The sequence below is a fragment of the Pseudomonas sp. SDO5271_S396 genome, from assembly GCF_054071795.1.
The window spans coordinates 143876-167553 of sequence record NZ_JBSVWB010000006.1 but is presented as its reverse complement, the minus strand read 5'-3'; the positions used below and the strand labels follow the sequence as shown (position 1 = coordinate 167553).

Genomic DNA, 23678 nt, shown 5'->3' with positions numbered 1-23678 from the left:
CAACCATCCAGAATGCGGGGGTGCCTCCATGGGGGGCTTTATCGACATGCAACAGTTGCACGATGAGTTGCTCACCCACCTCATCAAGTCCCTCACGCCCACGCAAATGAAGCAACTGGAGCCGCACCTGGCGCCGCTGATCCAGAACGCGGCCCAGGCGGTGGCCGAGGACCTGATCGCGTATGCCTACCGCGATCCGGCTTCACGCGGGCGCGGCGAGCTGATCCTGGAGTCCTACGCCTCGTTCAAGGCCGTGCTGTATTACCGCCTCGCGCACCTGGTGTGGAACTTCCCCGACCAGACCAACGGCGTGTTTTCGCGCATCGCCCTCAAGCTCGGCAATCAGGGCAAGATCCTCTCCGGCGCCGAAATCCACCCTGCCGCGCGCATCGGTCGGCGCTTCGTGCTGGACCACGGCTACGGCACGGTGATCGGCGAAACCTGCGAGATCGGCAACGACTGCTACATCCTCTGCGGCGTGACCCTGGGCGCCCGGGGCATCGCCAACAACCCCGACGGCAAGCGCCATCCGCGCCTGGGCAACAATGTCGAAGTCGGCTCCGGGGCGCGGGTGCTGGGTTACGTGCAGATCGGCGACAACGTGTTCATCAGCCCGTCCTGCGTGATCACCCAGGACGTGCCCGCCGGCACCAAGGTCAAGGTGGTGAACCAGATCCAGTTGCAGAAGAACGACGACTCGGAGCCCAGCAATTACCTGGGCGCCTTTGCCCTCCATGACCGCCTGCACGTGGTCGGCGAAATCAATATCAGCCACCGGGTCACGGTGCTGGATGCCGACTTTCACCCCTTGCCGGGCCTGATGCTGGAACCCACGGTCAAGGAGCGGCATCACCTGCAATTTCGCCTGCGCCGCGTCGAAAACGCCGACACCCTGCCGCGCCTGCCGCTGAACCTGAAAGTCTGCGGCCCCGAATTTGAAGTCACCCTGCTCTCTCCTCCTGGCTTGAGTGCGATGGTGCGAACCCTGCTGCAAGCCAGCCCACTGATCGTTGGAGGTTGAACATGTCTGTGCACACCATGGAAACCCTGGCGCTGTTCGACAGCGCGCCTTATCAGAATGCGTTCAACGCCCGGGTGATGGCCGTCAGCGAACACGGCGTCGCCCTGGAGCACACCCTGTTCTACCCCACCGGCGGCGGGCAGCCTGGCGACACCGGCCACCTGATCCTGGCAGACGGCACACGGGTCGAAGTAACCGGCACAGTACGCGACCCGGTGTTGCGCTCGATCATCTGGCACCAGGTGGAACACTGCCCGCCACAGTTGATCGCCGGCGTGCAGGTGGAGGCCGCTATCGATTGGGAACGGCGCTACCAACACATGAAAATGCACACCTGCCTGCACCTGCTGTGCTCGCTCATCGATGCGCCCGTGACCGGGTGCAGCATCAGCGCGGACAAGGGCCGCCTGGACTTCGACCTGCCGGAAATGACCCTCGACAAAGACAGCATCACCCGTGATCTGAACGCCCTGATCGAACAGGCCCATCAGGTGAAAACCCTGTCGATGCCCGCCTCCGAATACGCCACCCTGCTGCAGATCACCCGCACCCAGGCGGTGGCACCCCCGGTGATCCAGGGCTCGGTGCGGGTCATTGAAATCGGTGGTATCGACATCCAGCCGTGCGGCGGTACGCACGTGCTCAACACCGAGGAAATCGGCCGGGTGTTCTGCGAGAAAATCGAGAAGAAGAGCAAACATAACCGCCGGGTGATCGTGCGGTTCGAATAGAGAAGCGCGCCGACGGCGACCAATGGCAGGCCGCGCGCCTGGCGCTGCCTGCCGACCTGACCGTGCTCGATCGTCTTAAGCGTTCTGGGTACTGCTCTGTTGGCTCAGCTCAACGAGCTGACTTTGCAGCTGTTTGATCACCAGCGTGAAATGCTCAACCATCTTTTTGATGTCGGCGCGCAGGGCTTCGTTTTCACGGGTCAGGTTTTCAACGCTGCTCGACGAACCAGCAGTTTGTCGACTGGCTTCAGTGGAGGCCGTTTCAGCAGTGGCATTTTCAGGCGTAGCAGGTGAGGAGGCCTCAGGTGCATCCTGGCCTGCCAGCTTTTGTTTCAATTCGCCGATCTGCTGTTGAAGTTGCTGCACGACGGCATTGAACTGCGCCGTCAGATCGTTGACCGCCATGCGCAATTGCTTGTTCTCCTCGGCCAGTTCCTGAAGCCCATTAGAGGCAGTGGCACCCACCGAAGGCTGAGCTGGCGCCTGAGGTTGAGGCGCTGCTGAAGCGCGATTGTTTTTAGCCCCAATCTGCTGCTGCAACTGGGTAATTTGTTGCTGCAGCGCGCTGATGATCGACTTGAACTCATCCGCCACTTGCTGGAGCTGGCCACGCAGCACCTTGTTGTCGTTGCGCAGTTGATCGATGACTACCGATTGTGCCTGGGCCGGCGCTTTTTCAATCCGGCCCTGTGTCCCCAGCGCTTTGCGCTGCTGAGTGGTAACGTTTGCACGCGCCCGCCCAGTATTTTCATCGGTCCTTACGGCTTCGTTGTGTGGGACTGGACCAGCAGTGGGCGGAGTCTGGTAGCCGGGGTGATAGGATACAGCGGGTTGACTGTTCACACGACTCATACAAGTACCTCTATTCAGGATTCGATGCTCAGGTAGGTGACCAGACAACCTTTTACGGTTGACTGGCCTACCTGATTGGCACTTCTCCGAAATATGGTTCCCAACCTGTAGGACGAATAACAGGCAAAGTGTTTCAGAGCAAAAACGGCTAGATCACGAACAACCCCACAAAGTGATGAACCGGCGTTTTTTCAAGCAACGCCTGATCCTTGCACAACGCAAAAATCTCGGTACTGCGCTGCGCGGTAAACCGCGTGGCCAGGTTGGCCTTGAACTTGTCTTCCAGCAACGGGACGCCATCGGCCCGACGGCGGCGATGGCCGATGGGGTATTCCACCGCCACCTGACTGGTGCTGGAACCGTCGTGGAAAAACACCTGCACGGCGTTGGCGATGGAACGCTTGTCGGCTTCCAGGTATTCACGGCTGTAGCGGGGCTCTTCGACGATAACCATCTTGTCGCGCAGTTCGTCGATGATCGGGTGCGCGGCATGGAACGCATCTTCGTACTGCTCCGCCACCAGGTTGCCGAACGCCAGCGGCACGGCAGTCATGTATTGCAGGCAATGGTCACGGTCTGCTGCATTGGCCAGTTGACCGGCTTTGGAAATGATGCGAATCGCCGACTCGTGGGTGGTGATGACGATACGCTCGATCTCATGCAGACGGTCTTTCACCTGCGGGTGCAAGATGACAGCCGCTTCGCAGGCGGTCTGCGCATGGAACTCGGCGGGGAAGCTGATCTTGAACAGCACGTTTTCCATCACATAGGTGCCGTAGGGTTGGGACAGACTGAACGCGCGCTTGTCCTCGGGCTTGAGGGCCAGGTCTTTGTTGGTGTGGCTGAACAGCACGTCGTAGAAACCCCATTGCGACGCGCTCAACACACCGGGAATACCCATCTCGCCCCGCAACGCGATATCCGCCAGGCGCACGCCGCGACTCGATGCATCCCCCGCCGCCCAGGACTTGCGCGAACCGGCGTTCGGCGCATGTCGATAGGTACGCAGTGCCTGGCCGTCGACGAAGGCCTGGGACAAGGCCGCGAGCAGTTGCTCGCGATTGGCGCCCATCAGCTTGGCGGTCACCGCCGTGGACGCGACTTTCACCAGCAGCACATGGTCGAGGCCGACGCGGTTAAATGAGTTTTCCAGGGCAATCACGCCCTGGATCTCATGGGCCATGATCATTGCCTCAAGCACGACGCGCATGGTCAGCGGCGCATCGCCATTGGCCACGCGCTTTTGCGACAGGTGATCGGCTACCGCCAGAATGCCGCCGAGGTTATCCGAAGGGTGGCCCCATTCGGCGGCCAACCAGGTGTCGTTGTAGTCGAGCCAGCGCACGATGCAGCCGATATCCCAGGCGGCCTTGACCGGGTCCAGGCGGAACGAGGTGCCGGGCACTCGCGCGCCAAACGGCACCACCGTACCCTCGACAATCGGCCCCAGGTGCTTGGTGCACTCGGGGAAACGCAAGGCCAGCAGGCCGCAGCCCAAGGTATCCATCAGGCAGTTGCGGGCGGTGTCCAGTGCTTCCCGGGAATCGATGCGGTAGTTGAGAACATAGTCGGCGATATCCTGCAAAACCTGGTCGTAGTCCGGACGGTTGTTCTGGTCGACGTTGGCGCTCATGGCGGTACTCCGAAAAATGGGTTGGGGATGGTCCTCGGGCTCACGGTTGTCAGGGTGCAGATCTTGATTGTCTGCCTTGAAATGATTGTTCCCACGCTCCGCGTGGGAATGCAGCCCTGGACGCTCCGCGTCCGCCTTTGAAGTCGTGACGCGGAGCGTCACCGGATGCGTTTCCACGAGCGTGGGAACGATCGGTCATCAGCTCCCACATTGGGCCGGTGACAGTCGCTAGAACGCGTCGCCGGGCACGCGGACGAAGCCTTCCATCAGTACTCGGGCACTGCGGCTCATGATGGCTTTTTTCACCACCCACTCGCCGTTGACCTGGCTGGCTTCGGCCCCGACGCGCAAGGTGCCGGACGGATGCCCGAAGCGCACCGCATTGCGTTCGATGCCACCGGCGGCCAGGTTGACCAGCGTTCCGGAGATCGCCGCCGCCGTGCCGATCGCCACCGCTGCCGTGCCCATCATGGCGTGGTGCAATTTGCCCATGGACAGCGCGCGCACCAGCAGGTCCACATCGCCGGCCTTGATCGCCTTGCCGCTGGAAGCCACGTAATCCGCAGGTTTTGCCACGAACGCCACCTTGGGCGTGTGCTGGCGCCCGGCGGCTTCGTCCACATGCTGGATCAGCCCCATGCGCACCGCGCCGTAGGCCCGCACCGTCTCGAACATGGCCAGCGCTTTCGGGTCGCTGTTGATCGCACTTTGCAACTCGGTACCGGTGTAGCCCAGGTCTTCGGCGTTGATGAAGATGGTGGGAATACCGGCGTTGATCAACGTGGCCTTGAAGGTGCCGACACCGGGCACGTCCAGCTCGTCGACGAGGTTGCCGGTGGGGAACATCGAGCCACCGCCGCCCTCTTCTTCCGCTGCCGGGTCCATGAATTCCAGCTGCACCTCGGCCGCCGGGAAGGTCACGCCGTCCAGTTCGAAGTCGCCGGTTTCCTGCACCGCACCGTCCGTGATCGGCACGTGGGCAATGATGGTCTTGCCGATATTGGCCTGCCAGACCCGCACCACCGCCACGCCGTTGCGGGGAACGCGCGACGCATCCACCAGGCCGTTGCTCACGGCAAAGGAGCCCACCGCCGCCGACAGGTTGCCGCAGTTGCCGCTCCAGTCCACGAACGGTTTGTCGATGGAGACCTGGCCGAACAGATAGTCCACGTCGTGGTCGGCGCGGGTGCTTTTGGCCAGGATCACGGTCTTGCTGGTGCTGGAGGTGGCGCCGCCCATGCCGTCAATCTGCTTGTCGTAGGGATCGGGACTGCCGATCACCCGCAGCAACAGCGCGTCACGCGCAGCGCCCGGCACCTGCGCCGTGGCGGGCAGGTCCTGGAGGCTGAAAAACACGCCCTTGCTGGTACCGCCACGCATGTAGGTGGCGGGGATCTTGATTTGCGCTACGTGTGCCATGGTTGTCCTCTTCAGGCAGTCGCCGCCGATTCCAGAAAGTCCTGGGCAAAACGTTGCAACACGCCGCCCGCCTCGTAGATCGACACTTCTTCGGCGGTGTCCAGGCGGCAGGTCACCGGCACTTCGACACGCTCGCCGTTCTTGCGGTTGATCACCAGCGTCAGCGTGGCACGCGGGGTGCGCGCGCCGATCACGTCATAGGTCTCACTGCCATCGATCTTCAAGGTCGTGCGGTCGGTGCCCGGCAGAAACTCCAGGGGCAACACGCCCATGCCCACCAGGTTGGTACGGTGGATGCGCTCGAAGCCTTCGGCGGCGATCGCCTCTACACCGGCCAGGCGCACGCCCTTGGCGGCCCAGTCGCGGGACGAGCCCTGGCCGTAATCGGCACCGGCGATGATGATCAGCGGCTGCTTGCGCTCCATGTAGGTCTCGATGGCTTCCCACATCCGCGTCACCCGGCCTTCCGGCTCGATACGCGCTAGGGAGCCCTGTTTGACCTTGCCGTTTTCCTGGACCATTTCGTTGAACAGTTTCGGGTTGGCGAAGGTCGCGCGCTGGGCGGTCAGGTGGTCGCCACGGTGCGTCGCGTACGAGTTGAAGTCGACTTCCGGCACACCCATTTTCGCCAGGTATTCGCCAGCGGCGCTGTCGAGCATGATCGCGTTGGACGGCGACAGGTGGTCGGTGGTGATGTTGTCCGGCAGCACCGCCAGCGGGCGCATGCCCTTGAGCGGACGCGCACCGGCCAGCGCACCTTCCCAATACGGCGGGCGACGGATGTAGGTGCTTTGCGGGCGCCATGCATACAACGGCTCGACTTTGGGGCCGGTGTCTTCGTGAATCGCGAACATCGGGATGTAGACCTGGCGGAACTGCTCCGGCTTCACCGCCGACTGCACCACCGCGTCGATTTCCTCGTCGCTCGGCCAGATGTCCTGCAAGCGGATTTCCTTGCCGTTGGCATCGAGGCCGAGCACGTCTTTTTCGATGTCGAAACGGATGGTGCCGGCGATCGCGTAGGCCACCACCAGCGGCGGCGAAGCCAGGAACGCCTGCTTGGCGTACGGGTGAATGCGCCCGTCGAAGTTGCGGTTGCCCGACAGCACGGCGGTGGCGTACAGGTCGCGGTCGATGATCTCTTGCTGGATCACCGGGTCCAGTGCGCCGGACATGCCATTGCAGGTGGTGCAGGCAAACGCCACCACGCCAAAGCCGAGTTTTTCCAGCTCGTGGCCCAGACCGGCTTCTTCCAGGTACATGGCCACGGTTTTCGAACCCGGTGCCAGGGACGATTTGACCCACGGCTTGCGGGTGAGCCCGAGCTTGTTGGCGTTGCGTGCCAGGAGGCCGGCGGCGATCACGTTGCGCGGGTTGCTGGTGTTGGTGCAACTGGTGATGGCGGCGATGATCACTGCGCCATCCGGCATCTGGCCGGGCACTTCTTCCCATTGACCACTGATGCCTTTGGCAGCCAGGTCGCGGGTCGCGACACGGGCGTGCGGGTTGCTCGGACCGGCCATGTTGCGCACGACACTGGACAGGTCAAACGTGAGCCCGCGCTCGTATTGCGCGCCCTTGAGGTCATCGGCCCACAGGCCGGTGTGGCGAGCGTACTGTTCCACCAGCGCGACTTGTTCGTCTTCGCGCCCGGTGAGTTTGAGGTAAGCGATGGTCTGCTGGTCGATGTAGAACATCGCCGCCGTGGCGCCGTATTCCGGGGCCATGTTGGAGATGGTCGCGCGGTCGCCGAGGGTCAGCGCCGAAGCACCTTCGCCGAAGAACTCCAGCCAGGCACCCACGACTTTTTGCTTGCGCAGGAATTCGGTCAGCGCCAGCACCATGTCGGTGGCAGTGATGCCCGGTAGCAGCTTGCCCGTGAGCTCCACGCCGACGCTTTCCGGCAGGCGCATCCACGAGGCACGCCCCAGCATGACGCTCTCGGCTTCGAGGCCGCCGACGCCAATGGCGATCACGCCCAGGGCATCCACGTGGGGGGTGTGGCTGTCAGTGCCGACGCAGGTATCCGGAAAGGCCACGCCGTCGCGCACCTGGATCACCGGGGACATTTTCTCCAGGTTGATCTGGTGCATGATGCCGTTGCCCGGCGGGATCACGTCGACGTTCTTGAAGGCCTTTTTGGTCCACTCGATAAAGTGGAAACGGTCTTCGTTGCGACGGTCTTCGATGGCGCGGTTTTTCTCGAACGCGTCCGGGTCGAAACCACCGGCTTCGACGGCCAGGGAGTGGTCGACGATCAGCTGGGTCGGCACCACCGGGTTGACCTGGGCCGGGTCCCCCCCTTGCTGGGCAATGGCGTCGCGCAGGCCGGCGAGGTCCACCAGGGCGGTCTGGCCCAGAATGTCGTGGCACACCACACGGGCCGGGAACCACGGGAAATCGAGGTCGCGCTTGCGTTCGATCAGTTGGCTCAGGGACGCATTGAGAGTGGCCGGGTCACAGCGACGCACCAGGTTCTCGGCGAGGACGCGGGAGGTGTAGGGCAAGGTGGCGTAGGCACCGGGGGTGATTGCATCGACTGCCGCACGGGCGTCGAAGTAATCCAGGCGGCTGCCGGGGAGCGGTTTGCGAAATTCAGTGTTCATCGTCAGGACTCGGTCACGGTAGTTAGGTGGAACGAACCTGCGGCATCGGTCTGGATGAACACGGTCCCTGTGGGAGCCGGGCTTGCCCGCGATAGCGATGTAACTGTCGACACCTGTGTTGAATGTCAGTCAATCATCGCGGGCAAGCCCGGCTCCCACATTGACCCGGTTCCAACGCTTAAAACCGGTGCCTCAGGCTCATCCCATTCAGCGACGTTCGATTGGCACGAACTTGCGCTGTTCTACGCCGGTGTATTCGGCGCTTGGACGGATGATGCGGTTGTTGGCGCGCTGTTCGAACACGTGCGCGGCCCAGCCAGTCAGCCGCGAGCACACGAAGATCGGGGTGAACAGCTTGGTCGGGATACCCATGAAGTGGTACGCCGAGGCATGGTAGAAGTCGGCGTTGGGGAACAGTTTCTTCTGGTCCCACATGGTCTTGTCGATGGCTTCGGAGACCGGGAACAACACCTTGTCACCCACTTCGTCAGCCAGCTTTTTCGACCAGCCCTTGATCACTTCATTACGCGGGTCACTGTCTTTGTAGATCGCGTGGCCGAAGCCCATGATCTTGTCCTTGCGCGCCAGCATACCGAGGGTGCCTTCGACCGCTTCTTCAGCGGACGAGAAGCGCTCGATCATTTCCATCGCCGCTTCGTTGGCACCGCCATGCAGCGGGCCGCGCAGCGAGCCGATGGCGGCGGTGACGCAGGAATACAAGTCGGACAGCGTCGACGCGCAGACCCGGGCGGTGAAGGTCGAGGCGTTGAATTCGTGCTCGGCATAGAGAATCAGCGACACGTTCATCACTTTGACGTGCAACTCGCTGGGTTTCTTATCGTGCAGCAGGTGCAGGAAGTGACCGCCGATGGAAGGCTCGTCGGTCACGCAGTCGATGCGCTTGCCGTCATGGCTGAAGCGATACCAGTAGCACATGATCGCCGGGAAGGCGGCCAGCAGACGGTCGGTGACATCGCGCTGCGCGCTGAAGTCTTTCTCGGGCTCGATGTTGCCCAGGAACGAGCAACCCGTGCGCATCACGTCCATCGGGTGGGCGTCGGCGGGGATGCGTTCCAGCACTTCCTTCAGCGCTTGCGGCAGGTCGCGCAGCTTGCTCAGCTTGGCGCTGTAGGCAGCCAGTTCGGTCTTGGTCGGCAATTCGCCGTACAGCAGCAGGTAGGCGACTTCTTCAAACTGTGCATCGGCGGCCAGTTCGCGTACGTCGTAACCGCGATAGGTCAGGCCGGCGCCCGCTTGGCCCACGGTGGACAATGCGGTCTGCCCGGCCACCTGGCCACGCAGGCCGGCGCCACTCAATACTTTTGCTTCAGCCATGTCGGTTCTCCAATCTTGAATTTATTAGGGAGGCTGTTCTTTACTTCTTGGCTGCGAACAGCGCGTCGAGCTTCTGCTCGAAAGTGTGGTAGTCGATGCGATCGTAAAGCTCCATGCGGGTCTGCATGGTGTCGATCACGTTCTGCTGGGTACCGTCGCGACGGATCGCGGTGTAGACGTTCTCGGCCGCCTTGTTCATGGCACGGAAGGCCGACAGCGGGTACAGCACGATGGAAACATCGGCAGACTTCAATTGTTCGGTGGTGTACAGCGGTGTGGCGCCAAACTCGGTGATGTTGGCCAGGATCGGCGCTTTCACACGGGAGGCGAACAGTTTGTACATTTCAAGCTCGGTGATGGCCTCCGGGAACACCATGTCGGCCCCCGCCTCTATGCAGGCGGCGGCACGTTCCAGGGCAGACTCCAGGCCTTCGACCGCCAGAGCATCGGTACGCGCCATGATCACGAAGCTGTCATCGGTGCGTGCGTCGACGGCGGCCTTGATGCGGTCGACCATTTCCTGCTGGGACACGATTTCTTTATTAGGGCGATGACCGCAGCGCTTGGCGCCGACCTGGTCTTCGATATGGATGGCGGCGGCGCCGAACTTGATCATCGACTTGACGGTGCGCGCCACGTTGAACGCCGAGGAGCCGAAACCGGTGTCCACGTCCACCAGCAGCGGCAGGTCGCACACGTCTGTGATGCGGCGCACGTCGGTCAGTACATCATCCAGGCCGGTGATGCCCAGGTCCGGCACGCCGAGGGAGCCTGCGGCCACCCCGCCACCCGACAGGTAGATGGCCTTGAAACCGGCGCGCTTGGCCAGCAGCGCGTGGTTCGCGTTGATCGCGCCAACCACCTGCAAGGGCTGTTCGCCGGCGACCGCATCACGGAAACGCTGGCCTGGAGTCGTCTTGTTATTGGAACTCATCATTCACCTCGTGAGGGGGAAGTGCCGTCGGGGAAGTGACGGGCAATGTTGCGTTTGGACGCGCCGATATGGCGGCGCATCAGCAGTTCGGCCAGTTCACCGTCGCGATCGGCAATCGCGTCCAGAATGCGGTGATGTTCGGCAAAGGCCTGGCGTGGACGGTTGGGCGTCGTGGAAAACTGGATGCGGTACATGCGCACCAGTTGGTACAGCTCGCCGCAGAGCATCTGCGTAAGGGTGCGGTTGCCTGCACCCTGGATGATCCGGTAGTGGAAGTCGAAGTCGCCTTCCTGCTGGTAGTAGCCAAGACCGGCCTGGAACGCCGCGTCGCGCTCGTGGGTGTGCAATACCTGGCGCAGTTCTTCGATTTCCGCGTCGGTCATGCGCTCGGCGGCCAGGCGGCAGGCCATGCCTTCGAGGGATTCGCGGATTTCATACAGCTCGATCAGTTCAGCGTGGCTCAACGACACCACCCGCGCGCCCACATGGGGCACACGCACCAGCAGGCGCTGGCCTTCCAGGCGATGAATCGCTTCGCGCAGCGGCCCACGGCTGATGCCGTAGGTACGCGCCAGCTCAGGCTCGGAGATCTTGCTGCCCGGGGCGATTTCGCCCTTGACGATGGCGGCCTGGATGCGGCGGAAGACGTTCTCGGACATGGTCTGGGATTCGTCTGTCGTCGCCACCAGCGCTTCCGATTGATCCAGCATATTGTCGACACCTTCAAAAGCAATGCCGCAAAAACTAGCCAATAAGCCCTAAGTAGTCAAAGAATAAATCCACATTGTCGACAATCGTCTAATAACCCCGCTTGCACTTTATCAGGGCATGGCCGCCTGCCAGCGCTGGCGCCAAAAAAGCATCATGTTAGAATGCCCGCCGCATTTGCCTGACATCACGTGATGAAACGGCGCACGAGGGAGCTTGCGCAGCAATGCCAGTCGCCTTGAATTGACCATCGCACTGCACCGCCTCGGGATTTATGAGACTCAAGCCCTTCCTCTTAATGATTTGCCTGTTGTCCCTACCGAATCTCGGCGTCGGCGCCGAGAAGACCGTGTACGGCCTCAATGAATACGCGCAATTGGCCGGCATCGACCTTGAAGTCGCGGCCAAACTGGACACCGGCGCCAAGACCGCTTCCCTCAGCGCCCGCGATATCAAGCGTTTCAAGCGTAACGGCGAGTCCTGGGTGCGCTTCTACCTGGCAATCGACACCGCCCATTCCCACCCCATCGAACGCCCACTGGCCCGCGTCAGCAAGATCAAGCGCCGCGCCGGCGACTACGACCCCGATGAGGACAAGAACTACACCGCCCGCCCGGTCATTGCCCTGGATATCTGCATGGGCACCGCTTTACGCAGCATCGAAGTGAACTTGACTGACCGTAGCGCATTCCAATACCCGCTGCTGATCGGCTCCGAAGCGCTGAAACGCTTTGATGCGCTGGTCGACCCCAGTCTTAAATATGCTGCAGGCAAACCCGCCTGCGCCGCCGACGCTCATACCGCCGAGTAAACCGAATGCGCTCTCTTACCCTGCACCTGAAAATCCTGATCGCCGTCCTGGTGGTACTGGGTATTTCGGTCACCGCTTATCAGATTTTCGTGCTGGGGATCCCGGTGACCGAGGACGCCACGGACGATCTGTGGAACATCGACGCCAAGGTCGAATTCGTGCCCAACCCGAAAGACCCGGTGAAGATCCAGATGTTCGTGCCACCGCTGAGCCGCGATTTCGTGAGCCTCAACGAGAGCTTCATCTCGAACAACTACGGGGTGAGCGTCAACCGCATCGACGGCAACCGCAAGGTCACCTGGTCGGCACGCCGCGCCAAGGGCAACCAGACCCTCTATTACCGTTTGGTACTGACCAAGCGCTACAGCGGTGAAAAGATCAAGGTCAAGGGCCCGACCTTCCGCGACAGCATTGCCGTGGAGGGCCCGGAAAAAATCGCCGCCGAAGCCTTGCTCGCGCCGATTCGCCAGCACTCGGCCGACGTCGAGACCTTTATCAGCGAAGCCATCAAGCGCACCAACAACCTCAACGACGACAACGTGAAACTGCTGCTGGCGGGCGACCCGTCCACGCCGCACAAGGCCAAGATCGTGGAGTTGCTGCTGTCCATCGCCCACGTGCCGGTGGAAAAGGTCCACACCATCCGCCTCGTCGCCGACCAGCCACAAACCCCGGAACTGTGGTTGCGCAGCTTCAATGGCAACGACTGGCTGTACTTCAACCCGGAAACCGGCGAACAGGGCCTGCCGGCGGACCGCCTGCTGTGGTGGACCGGCGATGAAAACCTGATCACTGTCGACGGCGGCAAGAAGGCGACCGTGACCTTCAGCCTCAACAACAGCGAGATGAACGCCATCCGTCTGGCCAAGCTGACCGACGAAAACACCGACGCGAATTTCCTCGAATACTCGCTGTACGGCCTGCCGCTGCAAACCCAGCAGACCTTCATGATCATGGTGATGATCCCGATCGGTGTGCTGGTGATCCTGATTCTGCGCAACCTGATCGGCCTGCAGACCCTCGGCACATTCACCCCGGTTCTGATTGCCCTGGCATTCCGCGAGACGCAACTGGGCTTCGGGATTGTGCTGTTCACCCTGATCACGGCGCTGGGCCTGTCTTTGCGTTCCTACCTGGAACACCTGAAGCTGCAAATGCTGCCACGGCTCTCGGTGGTGCTGACCTTCGTGGTGGTGCTGATCGCGGCCATCAGCCTGTTCAGCCACAAGCTGGGGCTGGAGCGCGGGCTGTCGGTGGCGCTGTTCCCGATGGTGATCCTGACCATGACCATCGAACGCCTGTCGATCACCTGGGAAGAACGCGGCGCCAACCATGCGCTGAAAGTGGCGATCGGTACGCTGTTCGCCGCCGCCCTGGCGCACATCATCATGAGCGTGCCCGAGCTGATCTACTTCGTGTTCACCTTCCCGGCGATCCTGTTGATCCTGGTGGGTTTCATGCTGGCCATGGGGCGTTATCGCGGTTACCGCCTGACCGAGCTGGTGCGTTTCAAGGCCTTCCTGAAGGCTGACCAGTAATGTTCGGTTTCTGGAAAACCTGGAAAGCCCTGGAAGCGCGGGGAATCATGGGCATCAACCGGCGCAACGCCGACTACGTGCTCAAGTACAACAAGCGCAGCCTGTACCCCATCGTGGATGACAAGATCATCACCAAGGAGCGGGCGCTGGCGGCGGGCATCCATGTGCCGGAAATGTACGGCGTGATCAGCACCGAGAAAGACATCGACAAGCTCGATGACATCATCGGCGGGCGCAGCGACTTCGTGATCAAGCCGGCCCAGGGTGCCGGCGGTGACGGCATCCTGGTGGTGGCCGACCGCTTCGAGGGGCGCTATCGCACGGTGTCCGGCAAGATCATCAGCCATGAAGAGATCGAGCATCAGATCTCCAGCATCCTCACTGGCCTGTATTCACTGGGTGGTCACCGCGATCGTGCGCTGATCGAATACCGCGTGGTCCCCGATCAGATATTCAAGAGCATCAGCTACGAAGGGGTGCCAGACATCCGCATCATCGTGCTAATGGGTTACCCGGTAATGGCCATGTTGCGCCTGCCGACCCGCCAATCCGGCGGCAAGGCCAACCTGCACCAGGGCGCCATCGGCGTGGGCGTCGACCTGGCCACTGGCCTGACCCTGCGCGGCACCTGGCTGAACAACATCATCACCAAGCACCCCGACACCACCAACGCGGTGGATGGCGTACAACTGCCGAACTGGGACGGGTTCATGAAACTCGCTGCCGGTTGCCATGAACTGTGCGGGCTGGGTTACATCGGCGTGGACATGGTGCTGGACCAGGAGAAAGGCCCGCTGATTCTTGAGTTGAATGCGCGGCCAGGGCTGAATATCCAGATTGCCAACGACTGCGGTTTGACCTTGCGTACGCATGCGGTAGAAGCGCGACTGGAAGAGCTGAAAGCCGCTGGCGTGACGGAAACACCGGAGGAGCGGGTGAAGTTCGTGCAGGAAATGTTCGGGCATATTCCCGCGGTAGAGGGCTGACGGCCTCATCGCAGGCAAGCCAGCTCCCACAGGTTGAACGCATTCCCATGTGGGAGCTGGCTTGCCTGCGATGGCTTTCTAACCAGCAACTGATCTTTCAGGACAAGGCCTCAATCTGCTTATCCCCGACATCCCCTCTAGGACCAGAACCGACAGGGGACTACAATCCCCTCCCCCACGCCAACGGCTGATTCACCCCGCATGTCGACCTGTTCCGTACACCCGCTGCCCTATCGAGCCAACCCCGCCGAGTATTTCGCGGCGATTCGTCACGCCCCTGGCGCGGTGCTGCTGGATAGCGGGCGACCGGCAGCCGAGCGCGGGCGTTATGACCTACTGAGCGCCTGGCCACAAGCGACACTGACGATATCGCCCGACGAAAGTGGTGGTGATTTCCTGCAACGCTTGCGGGCAAATCTTACGCAGTTGGGCAAGGCGGATCTGCCTGCTGGCTATGAGCTGCCGTTCGCGGGTGGGCTGATCGGTTACCTGAGCTATGACTTTGGTCGCCATCTTGAGCACATCCCGCACCTTGCCGCAGACGATTTGCACCTGCCGGACGCGCGGTTCGGGCTATATGCCTGGGCAATGATCAGTGACCATCAGGCGCAGACCAGCCAACTTGTGTTTCATCCGGCCCTTGCCGAGAGCGAACAGCAGCGCTTGATCACTCTGTTCGGCCAGCCGGTAGCCCACGACGCGGCGACCTTCAAGCTTGACGGCCCCATGGCCCCAGACCTTACCGCCGAGGACTACCGACAAGCCATCCTACGTATTCAGGACTACATCCAGGCCGGCGACTGCTACCAGGTCAACTTTGCCCAACGCTTTCGTGCCGTGTGCAGCGGCGATCCCTGGGCGGCATACTGCGCCTTGCGTGCAGCCTGCCCGACGCCGTTTTCCGGGTTCCAGAGCCTGCCCGATGACGGCGCGGTGCTGAGCCTGTCGCCGGAGCGCTTCGTGCACGTCAGCGAACGCCGCGTCGAGACCCGCCCCATCAAGGGCACCCGCCCCCGTGGAACGACGCCTGAAGAAGACGCCGCCAACGCCGCCGAACTGCTGGCCAGCCCCAAGGACCGCGCCGAAAACCTGATGATCGTCGACCTGTTGCGCAACGACCTCGGGCGTACCTGCCGCACCGGTTCGGTAAAAGTGCCGGAACTGTTCAGCCTGGAAAGCTACCCCAATGTGCATCACCTGGTGAGCAGCGTCACCGGCGAGTTGGCGGCCGACAAGGACGCCCTCGACCTGATCGCCGGCAGCTTCCCCGGCGGCTCCATCACCGGTGCGCCCAAGATCCGCGCGATGCAGATCATCGACGAACTGGAGCCGACCCGGCGTGGGTTGTACTGCGGTTCGCTGGTGTATCTGGATGTGCGCGGTGAGATGGACAGCTCGATTGCCATCCGCAGCCTGCTGGTGAAAGACGGGCAAGTGTGTTGCTGGGGCGGCGGCGGGATTGTCGCCGACTCGCAGTGGGAGGCGGAGTATCAGGAATCGCTGACCAAGGTAAGGGTGTTGCTGCAAACGCTGGAAGGTTTGTAAGCCAGTTTTCGCAATGGGATCGGAACAACGCCACCCATTCGGGTGGCGTGCTTTTCATGCCTCAATCGAGCGCCTGGCTCAGCAACAACGTGTGGTGCATTGGCGCTTGCTGTAACGGGCGTCCTGGCGTTCGCGGAAGAACTGTTCATACGTCATCACCGGCTCACCCGGATGGCTGACGGCTCTGAGCGCGACATAGTTTTCGTAATCCGGTATACCGACCATCAGGCGTGACAGTTGCCGGAACCACGTGAAGCTCCGTTTCAGTTGTGCTTTAAACATGGACTGGACCCTTCGTGGATGAGGGATGGGTGGCGGTCGGTGAACTGTATCGAGACACCGCCTCGTAGGGGGTTTCCTTGTCGCTGCGATGGGGGGCTTGCCAGGCCAGACGCGCAACGTTGCATGAGTAGACCAGCACGCTCAACACCACAAACAGGAACAGCACTGTAAGTGTCGAGTTGATGTACGCATTGAAAATGACGTCGTGCATCTGCCCCAGATTCTTCGCGGGCGCCAGGACCGTGCCCGAATCCAGCGCGGCCTGATACTTACGCGCCAGGGCCAGAAAGCCGATTGCCGGGTCTTTATCGAACAGCTTGATAAGGCTGGCATAGGTGGTGCAGATGACGAGCCACACAGTGGGTAACAGGGTTACCCAGATGAAGCGCTGCCGCTTCATCTTGATCAGCACCACGGTCGCCAGCATCAATGCAATTCCCGCCAGCATCTGATTGGAAATACCGAACAGTGGCCACAAGGTATTGATGCCTCCCAATGGATCGATCACTCCCTGGTAAAGCAGATAGCCCCACATCGCAACGCACCCGGCTGTGGCCGTGATGCTCGCGGCCCAGGAATCCGTACGTTTGAATGCGGGCGCAAACGCTCCGAGCAGATCCTGCAACATGAAGCGCCCGGCCCGCGTGCCCGCATCCACAGCGGTGAGGATGAACAACGCCTCGAACAGAATTGCAAAGTGGTACCAGAAAGCCATGGTGTCTTTGCCGGGCAGCACATGGTGAAGAATCTGCGCGATCCCCACGGCCAGAGTGGGCGCCCCACCTGCACGGGCAAGCACCGTGTTTTCACCAATGTCCCGCGCCACCGCCTGCAATGCATCGGGGGTGATCACAAAGCCCCATTGGCTGACCGTTTGCGCGACCGTGACGACGTCCGACCCGACGATCGCCGCAGGGCTGTTCATCGCGAAATACACACCCGGCTCAATCACCGATGCCGCGACAATCGCCATCACCGCCACCATCGACTCCACCAGCATCGCGCCATAGCCGATGAAACGCGCGTTGATCTCGTTATCGAGCATCTTCGGTGTCGTGCCCGAGGCGATCAGGGAGTGAAAGCCCGACACCGCACCGCAGGCGATGGTGATGAACAGGAACGGAAACAGTCCGCCACGCCAGACCGGTCCGCTGCCATCCACGAATTGCGTGATCGCCGGCATTTTCAGTTCGGGAACCGTGAGCAATATGCCGATGGCGAGTGCGACGATCGTGCCGATTTTGAGGAACGTCGATAAGTAGTCCCGCGGCGCGAGGACCAGCCAGACTGGCGTGATCGAAGCCACAAAACCGTAGCCCACCAGCAGTGCGCAGATTTGCGGGCCGGTAAAGGTGAACACGCTGGCCCAGTAAGGGTTCGAAGCAATCTGGCCGCCCAGCCAGATGGAGGCGAGCAACAGCACCACGCCAATGATCGAGACCTCGCCTATCCGTCCGGGGCGGATGTAGCGCATATAAACGCCCATGAACATCGCCAGCGGCACAGTGGCCATCACCGTGAACATGCCCCAGGGGCTTTCGGCCAAGGCCTTGACCACAATCAGCGAGAGCACGGCGAGGATGATCACCATGATCATGTAACAACCGAACAAGGCGATGGTGCCAGGGATGCGGCCCATTTCCTCGCGCACCATCTCGCCGAGAGAACTGGCATTACGGCGCATCGACAGAAACAGCACCATGAAGTCCTGCACGGCGCCGGCCAACACCACGCCCACGATCAGCCAGAGAATGCCTGGCAAATAGCCCATTTGCGTGGCCAATACCGGCCCCACCAACGGACCTGCCCCCGCAATCGCTGCAAAGTGATGACCGAAAAGCACATTTTTATGGGTAGGAACAAAGTCGAGCCCATCGTTGTTCCGTACGGCTGGCGTCGCTCGGGAGGGGTCGAGCTGCATCACATGCCTGGACAGGAACAAGCTGTAATAGCGGTAAGCGACGAGATAGATAGCGACGCTGGCCACTACCATCCACAGCGCATTCACGGGTTCGCCACGCCGTAAAGCCACTACGGCCAACGCACAGGCGCCGAGGACTCCAATCCCAAGCCAGCCCAGATGTTTGGAGAGCGTTGTCATTGATCACTCCGACCAGCACGCAACGCTGGCAGTCTTATTGTTGGAGGTGCTCAACGACCGGCCCGGGCCGTCCTCTATCGGACACACCGGAGCAGTCGCAGTGCAAGGTTTTTCAAGCCTCCCAATGAAACTGCGCCCATGTATCCGCCATGTGTCCAGGAATCTTCGCTGTGTATCCTTAAGTATCTTGCCCTGATGCTGCCGGGCGGTGCGCGTCCGGTTCTTGATGAAGGGTGAAGCCAGCCCGGCATCAGGCTCGCGAACGATTCAGGCTGTCGCGCAGCTTGCTGATGGCACGTTGCATCTGGGTGAACTCCTCGGGCGAAAGGCCTGTCGCCTCGGTGATGTCGAGTTCCGGGCAACTTTCACGCAGCGCGCGTCCCTTTTTCGTCAGGCTGACCTGAACCACCCGCTCGTCTTCGGCATCCCGGCGACGCGTTACAAAGCCGGCGACCTCAAGCTTCTTCAGGATCGGCGTCAGGGTATTGGACTCCAGAAAAAGTTTTTCCCCCAACGCACTGACAGTCACGGGCTCCTCTTCCCAGAGCGCCACGATCGTAATGTATTGCGTGTAGGTCAGACCGAATTTTTCCAGCACGGGTTTATAGATTTTCCCGAACGCGAGATTGCTGGAATACACCGAAAAGCACAGGAATTCAGAAAGGCTCTGGATGTCTGGCGTGATGGGCTGTTTGGTTTTCATCGAAAAGCTCCCTGGTGCATGCTGGTACTTCAACTGCGAACCGCCAATTTACTACGCATGCGATCAAATCGGAAGAGTGGTTGTTTCCGGTGCTTACCCAGGCAGCGAATCCACGGCGGCTCTGGCCGTGAATACATGCCCTGAGAAAAAGTTTGACAAGGCCGGGCAAATCATAGAAATTTAAATCGCATTCGATTTAATCGAATGCGCAAAACTACCAAAACCCATTGATCAAACCCTGAAGGAAGAAAATCATGATCCACTTGACTGAGTCCCAGCGCGTCTTCGAAAGCACCGAACATCCCGGCGTCAGCTTCCTGTCCATCTGGGGAGAAAATGGCGACGGCTCGGAGCTGGTCAAATTCACCACCGGTGCGCGCTTTCCGCTGCATGATCACGAAGGTCGCGAGGAAATCATGATGCTTAGCGGGCGCATCCGCTTCGGCGACCTGGTCCTGGCGGCGGGTGACTACCTGAAAATCGGGCCGGGCGAAGAACACGACGCCGTTGCCCTGGAAGACTCCTCGTTCTTCCTGTCCCATCAGGGCGCTTCACTGATCAAAGAATGATGCTTGGGCCTGTAGCCTGATCGTTTGAATGGATACGTGCAGTCGACGTACACCAAAAAACATCGCATACGACCATATCGCATACGAAAAAACCCGAACCCTGTGCAGCCGACTCGTTCAACGCAGAAGGCTGCCGATTCCACCCACACTTTGCGCTGATGAGGTCCACACCATGAAGTCTGCCAACACACTCTGCCTGATCGCTACCAGCCTGTTGATGCTGGGCAGCGGTGGCGCAATGGCCGCCGCCGTCGCACCGATCAAGGCGAACAACGTGGTATTGGTTCACGGCTCTTTTGCCGATGGGTCAAGCTGGTCAGAAGTGATCACCCGGCTGCAGGCCGCCGGCCTGCACGTCACGGCGGTACAAAACGCGCTCAACTCAATTCCGGAGGATGTCGCCGCCACTCAACGGGTGCTGGCTCAGCAGGATGGTCCTACCGTGCTGGTCGGCCATTCCTACGCAGGGGCTGTCATCAGCGACGCCGGAGTCAACCCGAACGTCAGTGCCCTGGTGTACGTCGCGGCGCGTGCCCCGGATGCCAACGAAGATTTTGCGGCCCTCTCCGCCCGGTATCCGAGCATGCCGGCGGTCGCCGGTATCGAAGAACACGACGGCTACCTGAGCCTGAATCAGCAAGCCTTCCTCAAGTACTTCGCCGCCGATGTGCCCCCTGCCAAGGCGATGGAACTGTTCGCAGTACAGCAGCCGATCTCAAAGAACCTCAATAGCCGCATCGCTCACGCGGCCTGGCGCGAAAAACCTTCGTGGTACGCGGTTTCCAGCAACGACCAGACCATCAACCCGGATCTGGAGCGCTTTCTGGCCAAACGCATGAATGCCAACACCATCGAGTTGCCCTCGAGCCATTTGTCACTGGTGTCCCATGCCAGGGAAATCAGCGACCTGATTCTCGAAGCGTCCGGCCGTCAGCCTTGATCCCTAACCCAACACTTTAAAGAGAGAGAGCACCATGAAACTGATCACCCTCGGCTTGGCCACCCTGCTTGTCACCGGCTCCGTGTTCGCCGCCGACATGCCCACACCCGCCGTGATTCACGACAAGACAGGCTTTTTCGTACACCTGGACATCAATAAAGTCCTGACCAGCACCGACACCAATGGCGCATGCGGCATCGTCCCTTCGCGGCTGGACTACCTCGACCATCAGAACCGTGAGCATGTGCTGGATTACCAGGTTCAGGGCACCAGTTGCCCGAGTGACAATTGATCGCCGGATGAGCAAAAGTGAGGCCAGGCTTGCCCGCAACAGGGCTTGCCCTGGTACTGCATCTGTCCGCTACTCCCCCGCCAGCAAACGCTCATAGGGAATACGCAGACCTTCGTGCAAGCGCTTGATCATCGCCAGGCTCAACTTGCGCTTGTGATTCAACACTTCCGACACCCGCCCGCTCGTACCGATAAAAGGCTCGAGGTCACGCGCGGTCAGCCCCAACTGCTCCATTCGAAACTTGATGGCCTCCACCGGATCTGAAGGTGGCATCGGGTAATGCTCGGACTCGTATTTTTCAATGAGAATGGCGAGGATTTCCAGCTCGTCACCCTCGGGAGAGCCGATTTGCGCTCCCCATAGCTGCTCTACGCGCGCAAGCGCTGCAGTCAGGTCATCCCGTGAATGTATGGGTTTGATGTTCATCACACGGTCTCCGCGTTGATCTGATCGTACTGCGCGTGAGTCCCAACGAAACGTATGAACCCAAGCTGTCGCTGATAGTCGATCGCCATGATTACTCGATATTTATTGCCACCGACGTTGAATACCACCCTGCCACCTTTAAGAACGCTTGCCGTTCTGAGCTCTGCCTTGAGCGCCTGCGGTGTGGAGTAAATCGCTTTTTCCAAGTGACGGTACAGCTCAACCAGCGGCGTTTGGGCATCGGCATGGGCTGGATGGCTTTCCCAGAATATTCGTAAGGTAGATAGAGCGATTATGCGCATCGCTGTAACCTCCCAATTTGGGAGATCGTAGACACAGTCTGGATTAAATGCAATCCGGGAAACAATTTCTGATGGGTAAACAGACGCTTCATGTGATCCCTCACAAACAGCTGTGGACAGTCGGAGCTGGACGCTATCTTCCAGCTCACATACCGTCCACAGTTGTTCTGAATCAGGATCTTTCCTGCTATTGGGTCAAACGCAGCAGCGCTGACAAGGGCTCGACGCTGAGGACAGTCAGAGACTCAACGACCGATTCGACGCCTTGATGAACTCTTTCTTCAAGTCCTCGAATGTATGCACCGCCGGGAACTGCGGGAACTCGCGGATCACGTTCTCCGGCGCATGGAACAGAATCCCACGGTCGGCTTCACCCAGCATGGTGGTGTCGTTGTAGGAATCGCCAGCGGCGATCACGCGGTAGTACAGGGTCTTGAAGGCCAGTACCGACTGGCGCTTGGGATCTTTCTGGCGCAGCTGGTAACTCACCACCCGGTCATGCTCATCGGTGATCAGGCGATGGCAGAGCAACGTGGGAAAGCCCAGCTGGCGCATCAGCGGTTGGGAGAATTCGTAGAAGGTGTCCGACAGAATCACCACCTGAAAGCGCTCTCGCAGCCAGTTGACGAACTCGATGGCGCCATCCAGCGGCTTGAGGGTGGCGATCACTTCCTGGATGTCGGCGAGCTTGAGCCCGTGCTCGTCGAGGATGCGCAGGCGCTGCTTCATCAGCACGTCATAGTCGGGAATGTCACGGGTGGTGGCCCGCAGGGATTCAATACCGGTTTTTTCGGCGAAGGCGATCCAGATTTCCGGAACCAGCACCCCTTCCAGGTCAAGACAGGCAATTTCCACAAGACACTCCCATTTACAGGTGGTTGGTTGAGCGAGCAAAAGGACTGCCGAACTCTAGCGACTCAAGCTCGCCGCCGCAACGCAGGGCGGATTTGATACCATCGCCCCCCTAGAGAGCGCTCAGCGCCACTGACCTGTAGGAACCGTCCTGATGAACCAAGCCTTCGACGTCGCTGACCTCGCCGCGACCTATGCCAACAAGTCTGCCCAGGACATCCTCAAGCTGGCGTTCAGCCAGTTTGGCGACGACCTGTGGATTTCCTTCAGCGGTGCCGAGGACGTGGTGCTGGTGGACATGGCCTGGAAGCTGAACAAGAACGTCAAGGTGTTCAGCCTCGACACCGGCCGCCTGCACCCGGAGACCTACCGGTTCATCGAGCAGGTGCGCGACTTCTACAAGATCGACATCGAACTGATCTCGCCGGACCAGAGCAAGCTGGAACCCTTCGTCAAAGAGAAAGGCCTGTTCAGCTTCTACAAGGACGGCCATGGCGAATGCTGCGGCGTGCGCAAGATCGAGCCGCTGCGCCGCAAACTCGCAGGCGTCAGCGCCTGGGCCACCGGCCAGCGCCGCGACCAGAGCCCCGGCACCCGCAGCCAGGTAGCGGCGCTGGAAATCGACACGGCCTTCTCCACCCCGGAACGCACCCTGTACAAGTTCAACCCGCTGTCGCAGATGACCAGCGAGGAGATCTGGGGTTACATCCGCATGCTGGAACTGCCCTACAACAGCCTGCATGAGCGCGGGTTCATCAGCATCGGCTGCGAACCCTGCACCCGTCCGGTACTGCCAAACCAGCACGAGCGCGAAGGTCGCTGGTGGTGGGAAGAAGCCACGCAGAAGGAATGCGGGCTGCATGCCGGTAACATCATCAGCAAGGCGTAAGCCTGGCGCGGTATAAAAATGTGGGAGCTGGCTTGTGTGGGAGCTGGCGGTTCGACGCCTCGACTTGCCCGCGATGCAGGCACCTCGGTGTATCAGTGATACCGGGGTGATGCTATCGCAGGCAAGCCAGCTCCCACACAAGCCCGCTCCCACGCTTTGTTTTGTGTTGAACGCTGAAATGTACACAGATATGTAACCATCGG

General features: G+C 60.7%; 23 protein-coding genes. 10 read left to right on the top strand and 13 right to left on the bottom strand.

All coding sequences use genetic code 11. The features are described from left to right. Positions 1 to 28 precede the first annotated feature (28 nt). Together ACW9IN_RS07410 and ACW9IN_RS07405 are read left to right on the top strand one after the other, a co-directional pair. Positions 29 to 1021, top strand: a complete 993-nt coding sequence (locus ACW9IN_RS07410; RefSeq protein WP_457365264.1) for a serine O-acetyltransferase — start codon at positions 29 to 31, stop codon at positions 1019 to 1021. 2 nt (positions 1022 to 1023) lie between these two features. Continuing rightward, positions 1024 to 1752, top strand: coding sequence for an alanyl-tRNA editing protein (locus ACW9IN_RS07405; protein ID WP_457365263.1), 729 nt, complete (start codon positions 1024 to 1026; stop codon positions 1750 to 1752). Between the two features lie 75 nt (positions 1753 to 1827). Here the strand turns inward: ACW9IN_RS07405 and ACW9IN_RS07400 are convergent, their stop codons facing one another. The 7 genes from ACW9IN_RS07400 to ACW9IN_RS07370 all read right to left on the bottom strand — a co-directional run bounded on the left by ACW9IN_RS07400 (position 1828) and on the right by ACW9IN_RS07370 (position 11241). Then, on the bottom strand, positions 1828 to 2604 hold the full coding sequence (locus ACW9IN_RS07400) for a hypothetical protein (protein WP_457365262.1): 777 nt from the start codon (positions 2602 to 2604) through the stop codon (positions 1828 to 1830). Positions 2605 to 2752: 148 nt separating this feature from the next. Next, complete coding sequence (prpD, locus tag ACW9IN_RS07395) at positions 2753 to 4237, bottom strand: 2-methylcitrate dehydratase (protein ID WP_457365261.1); 1485 nt, start codon at positions 4235 to 4237, stop codon at positions 2753 to 2755. A 228-nt stretch (positions 4238 to 4465) separates the two neighbouring features. Continuing rightward, positions 4466 to 5656: a 2-methylaconitate cis-trans isomerase PrpF gene (gene prpF / locus ACW9IN_RS07390; RefSeq protein ID WP_457365260.1), complete on the bottom strand. Its 1191-nt coding sequence runs from the start codon at positions 5654 to 5656 to the stop codon at positions 4466 to 4468. 11 nt (positions 5657 to 5667) lie between these two features. After that, a complete protein-coding gene (gene acnD, locus ACW9IN_RS07385; protein WP_457365259.1) occupies positions 5668 to 8262 on the bottom strand; it encodes a Fe/S-dependent 2-methylisocitrate dehydratase AcnD in 2595 nt (864 codons plus the stop codon). A 207-nt stretch (positions 8263 to 8469) separates the two neighbouring features. Then, entirely contained in the window at positions 8470 to 9597 is a 1128-nt protein-coding gene (gene prpC, locus ACW9IN_RS07380; RefSeq protein ID WP_457365258.1) for a bifunctional 2-methylcitrate synthase/citrate synthase, read from the bottom strand. 40 nt (positions 9598 to 9637) lie between these two features. Then, the gene (gene prpB / locus ACW9IN_RS07375) at positions 9638 to 10531 is read right to left on the bottom strand and encodes a methylisocitrate lyase (RefSeq protein WP_457365257.1); all 894 of its coding nucleotides are present in this window, start codon (positions 10529 to 10531) and stop codon (positions 9638 to 9640) included. Next, complete coding sequence (locus ACW9IN_RS07370) at positions 10531 to 11241, bottom strand: GntR family transcriptional regulator (RefSeq protein WP_457365256.1); 711 nt, start codon at positions 11239 to 11241, stop codon at positions 10531 to 10533. The genes prpB and ACW9IN_RS07370 overlap by 1 nt, the downstream gene beginning before the upstream one ends. Before the next feature lie 272 nt (positions 11242 to 11513). Here ACW9IN_RS07370 and rloA point away from each other — a divergent pair, with 272 nt between their 5' ends. The 4 genes from rloA to pabB all read left to right on the top strand — a co-directional run bounded on the left by rloA (position 11514) and on the right by pabB (position 16119). Next, the gene (rloA, locus tag ACW9IN_RS07365; protein ID WP_457365255.1) at positions 11514 to 12050 is read left to right on the top strand and encodes a retropepsin-like aspartic peptidase RloA; all 537 of its coding nucleotides are present in this window, start codon (positions 11514 to 11516) and stop codon (positions 12048 to 12050) included. A 5-nt stretch (positions 12051 to 12055) separates the two neighbouring features. Continuing rightward, positions 12056 to 13588, top strand: a complete 1533-nt coding sequence (gene rloB, locus ACW9IN_RS07360) for an osmotic stress tolerance membrane protein RloB (RefSeq protein ID WP_457365254.1) — start codon at positions 12056 to 12058, stop codon at positions 13586 to 13588. Further along, positions 13588 to 14574: an alpha-L-glutamate ligase-like protein gene (locus ACW9IN_RS07355; protein WP_457365253.1), complete on the top strand. Its 987-nt coding sequence runs from the start codon at positions 13588 to 13590 to the stop codon at positions 14572 to 14574. Before rloB ends, ACW9IN_RS07355 begins: the two co-directional genes overlap by 1 nt. Positions 14575 to 14775: 201 nt before the next feature. Further along, the gene (gene pabB / locus ACW9IN_RS07350) at positions 14776 to 16119 is read left to right on the top strand and encodes an aminodeoxychorismate synthase component I (RefSeq protein ID WP_457365252.1); all 1344 of its coding nucleotides are present in this window, start codon (positions 14776 to 14778) and stop codon (positions 16117 to 16119) included. Positions 16120 to 16197: 78 nt separating this feature from the next. On the opposite strand, the gene ACW9IN_RS07345 is transcribed toward pabB, so the two are convergent. From ACW9IN_RS07345 to ACW9IN_RS07335, 3 genes are all read right to left on the bottom strand, one after another. Next, complete coding sequence (locus ACW9IN_RS07345) at positions 16198 to 16401, bottom strand: YbdD/YjiX family protein (protein ID WP_177037561.1); 204 nt, start codon at positions 16399 to 16401, stop codon at positions 16198 to 16200. Next, positions 16394 to 18502, bottom strand: a complete 2109-nt coding sequence (locus ACW9IN_RS07340; protein WP_457365251.1) for a carbon starvation CstA family protein — start codon at positions 18500 to 18502, stop codon at positions 16394 to 16396. The genes ACW9IN_RS07345 and ACW9IN_RS07340 overlap by 8 nt, the downstream gene beginning before the upstream one ends. A gap of 250 nt (positions 18503 to 18752) precedes the next feature. Next, on the bottom strand, positions 18753 to 19205 hold the full coding sequence (locus ACW9IN_RS07335; RefSeq protein WP_177037559.1) for a MarR family winged helix-turn-helix transcriptional regulator: 453 nt from the start codon (positions 19203 to 19205) through the stop codon (positions 18753 to 18755). Between the two features lie 254 nt (positions 19206 to 19459). Between ACW9IN_RS07335 and ACW9IN_RS07330 the strand changes: the two genes are divergently transcribed. The 3 genes from ACW9IN_RS07330 to ACW9IN_RS07320 all read left to right on the top strand — a co-directional run bounded on the left by ACW9IN_RS07330 (position 19460) and on the right by ACW9IN_RS07320 (position 21006). Then, a complete protein-coding gene (locus ACW9IN_RS07330) occupies positions 19460 to 19774 on the top strand; it encodes a cupin domain-containing protein (RefSeq protein WP_177037558.1) in 315 nt (104 codons plus the stop codon). Between the two features lie 172 nt (positions 19775 to 19946). Continuing rightward, entirely contained in the window at positions 19947 to 20714 is a 768-nt protein-coding gene (locus ACW9IN_RS07325) for an alpha/beta hydrolase (RefSeq protein ID WP_457365250.1), read from the top strand. Positions 20715 to 20748: 34 nt separating this feature from the next. Beyond that, complete coding sequence (locus ACW9IN_RS07320) at positions 20749 to 21006, top strand: DUF2790 domain-containing protein (protein ID WP_457365249.1); 258 nt, start codon at positions 20749 to 20751, stop codon at positions 21004 to 21006. Between the two features lie 69 nt (positions 21007 to 21075). Here ACW9IN_RS07320 and ACW9IN_RS07315 read toward each other — a convergent pair whose 3' ends face one another. From ACW9IN_RS07315 to thrH, 3 genes are all read right to left on the bottom strand, one after another. Next, entirely contained in the window at positions 21076 to 21432 is a 357-nt protein-coding gene (locus tag ACW9IN_RS07315) for a helix-turn-helix domain-containing protein (protein ID WP_457365248.1), read from the bottom strand. After that, positions 21432 to 21734: a type II toxin-antitoxin system HigB family toxin gene (locus ACW9IN_RS07310; protein WP_457365247.1), complete on the bottom strand. Its 303-nt coding sequence runs from the start codon at positions 21732 to 21734 to the stop codon at positions 21432 to 21434. Before ACW9IN_RS07310 ends, ACW9IN_RS07315 begins: the two co-directional genes overlap by 1 nt. A gap of 237 nt (positions 21735 to 21971) precedes the next feature. Next, a complete protein-coding gene (gene thrH, locus ACW9IN_RS07305) occupies positions 21972 to 22589 on the bottom strand; it encodes a bifunctional phosphoserine phosphatase/homoserine phosphotransferase ThrH (RefSeq protein ID WP_457365246.1) in 618 nt (205 codons plus the stop codon). Positions 22590 to 22740: 151 nt separating this feature from the next. On the opposite strand from thrH, the gene ACW9IN_RS07300 reads away from it, so the two are divergent. Beyond that, a complete protein-coding gene (locus ACW9IN_RS07300) occupies positions 22741 to 23475 on the top strand; it encodes a phosphoadenylyl-sulfate reductase (RefSeq protein WP_457365245.1) in 735 nt (244 codons plus the stop codon). The last annotated feature ends 203 nt before the right edge of the window (positions 23476 to 23678 follow it).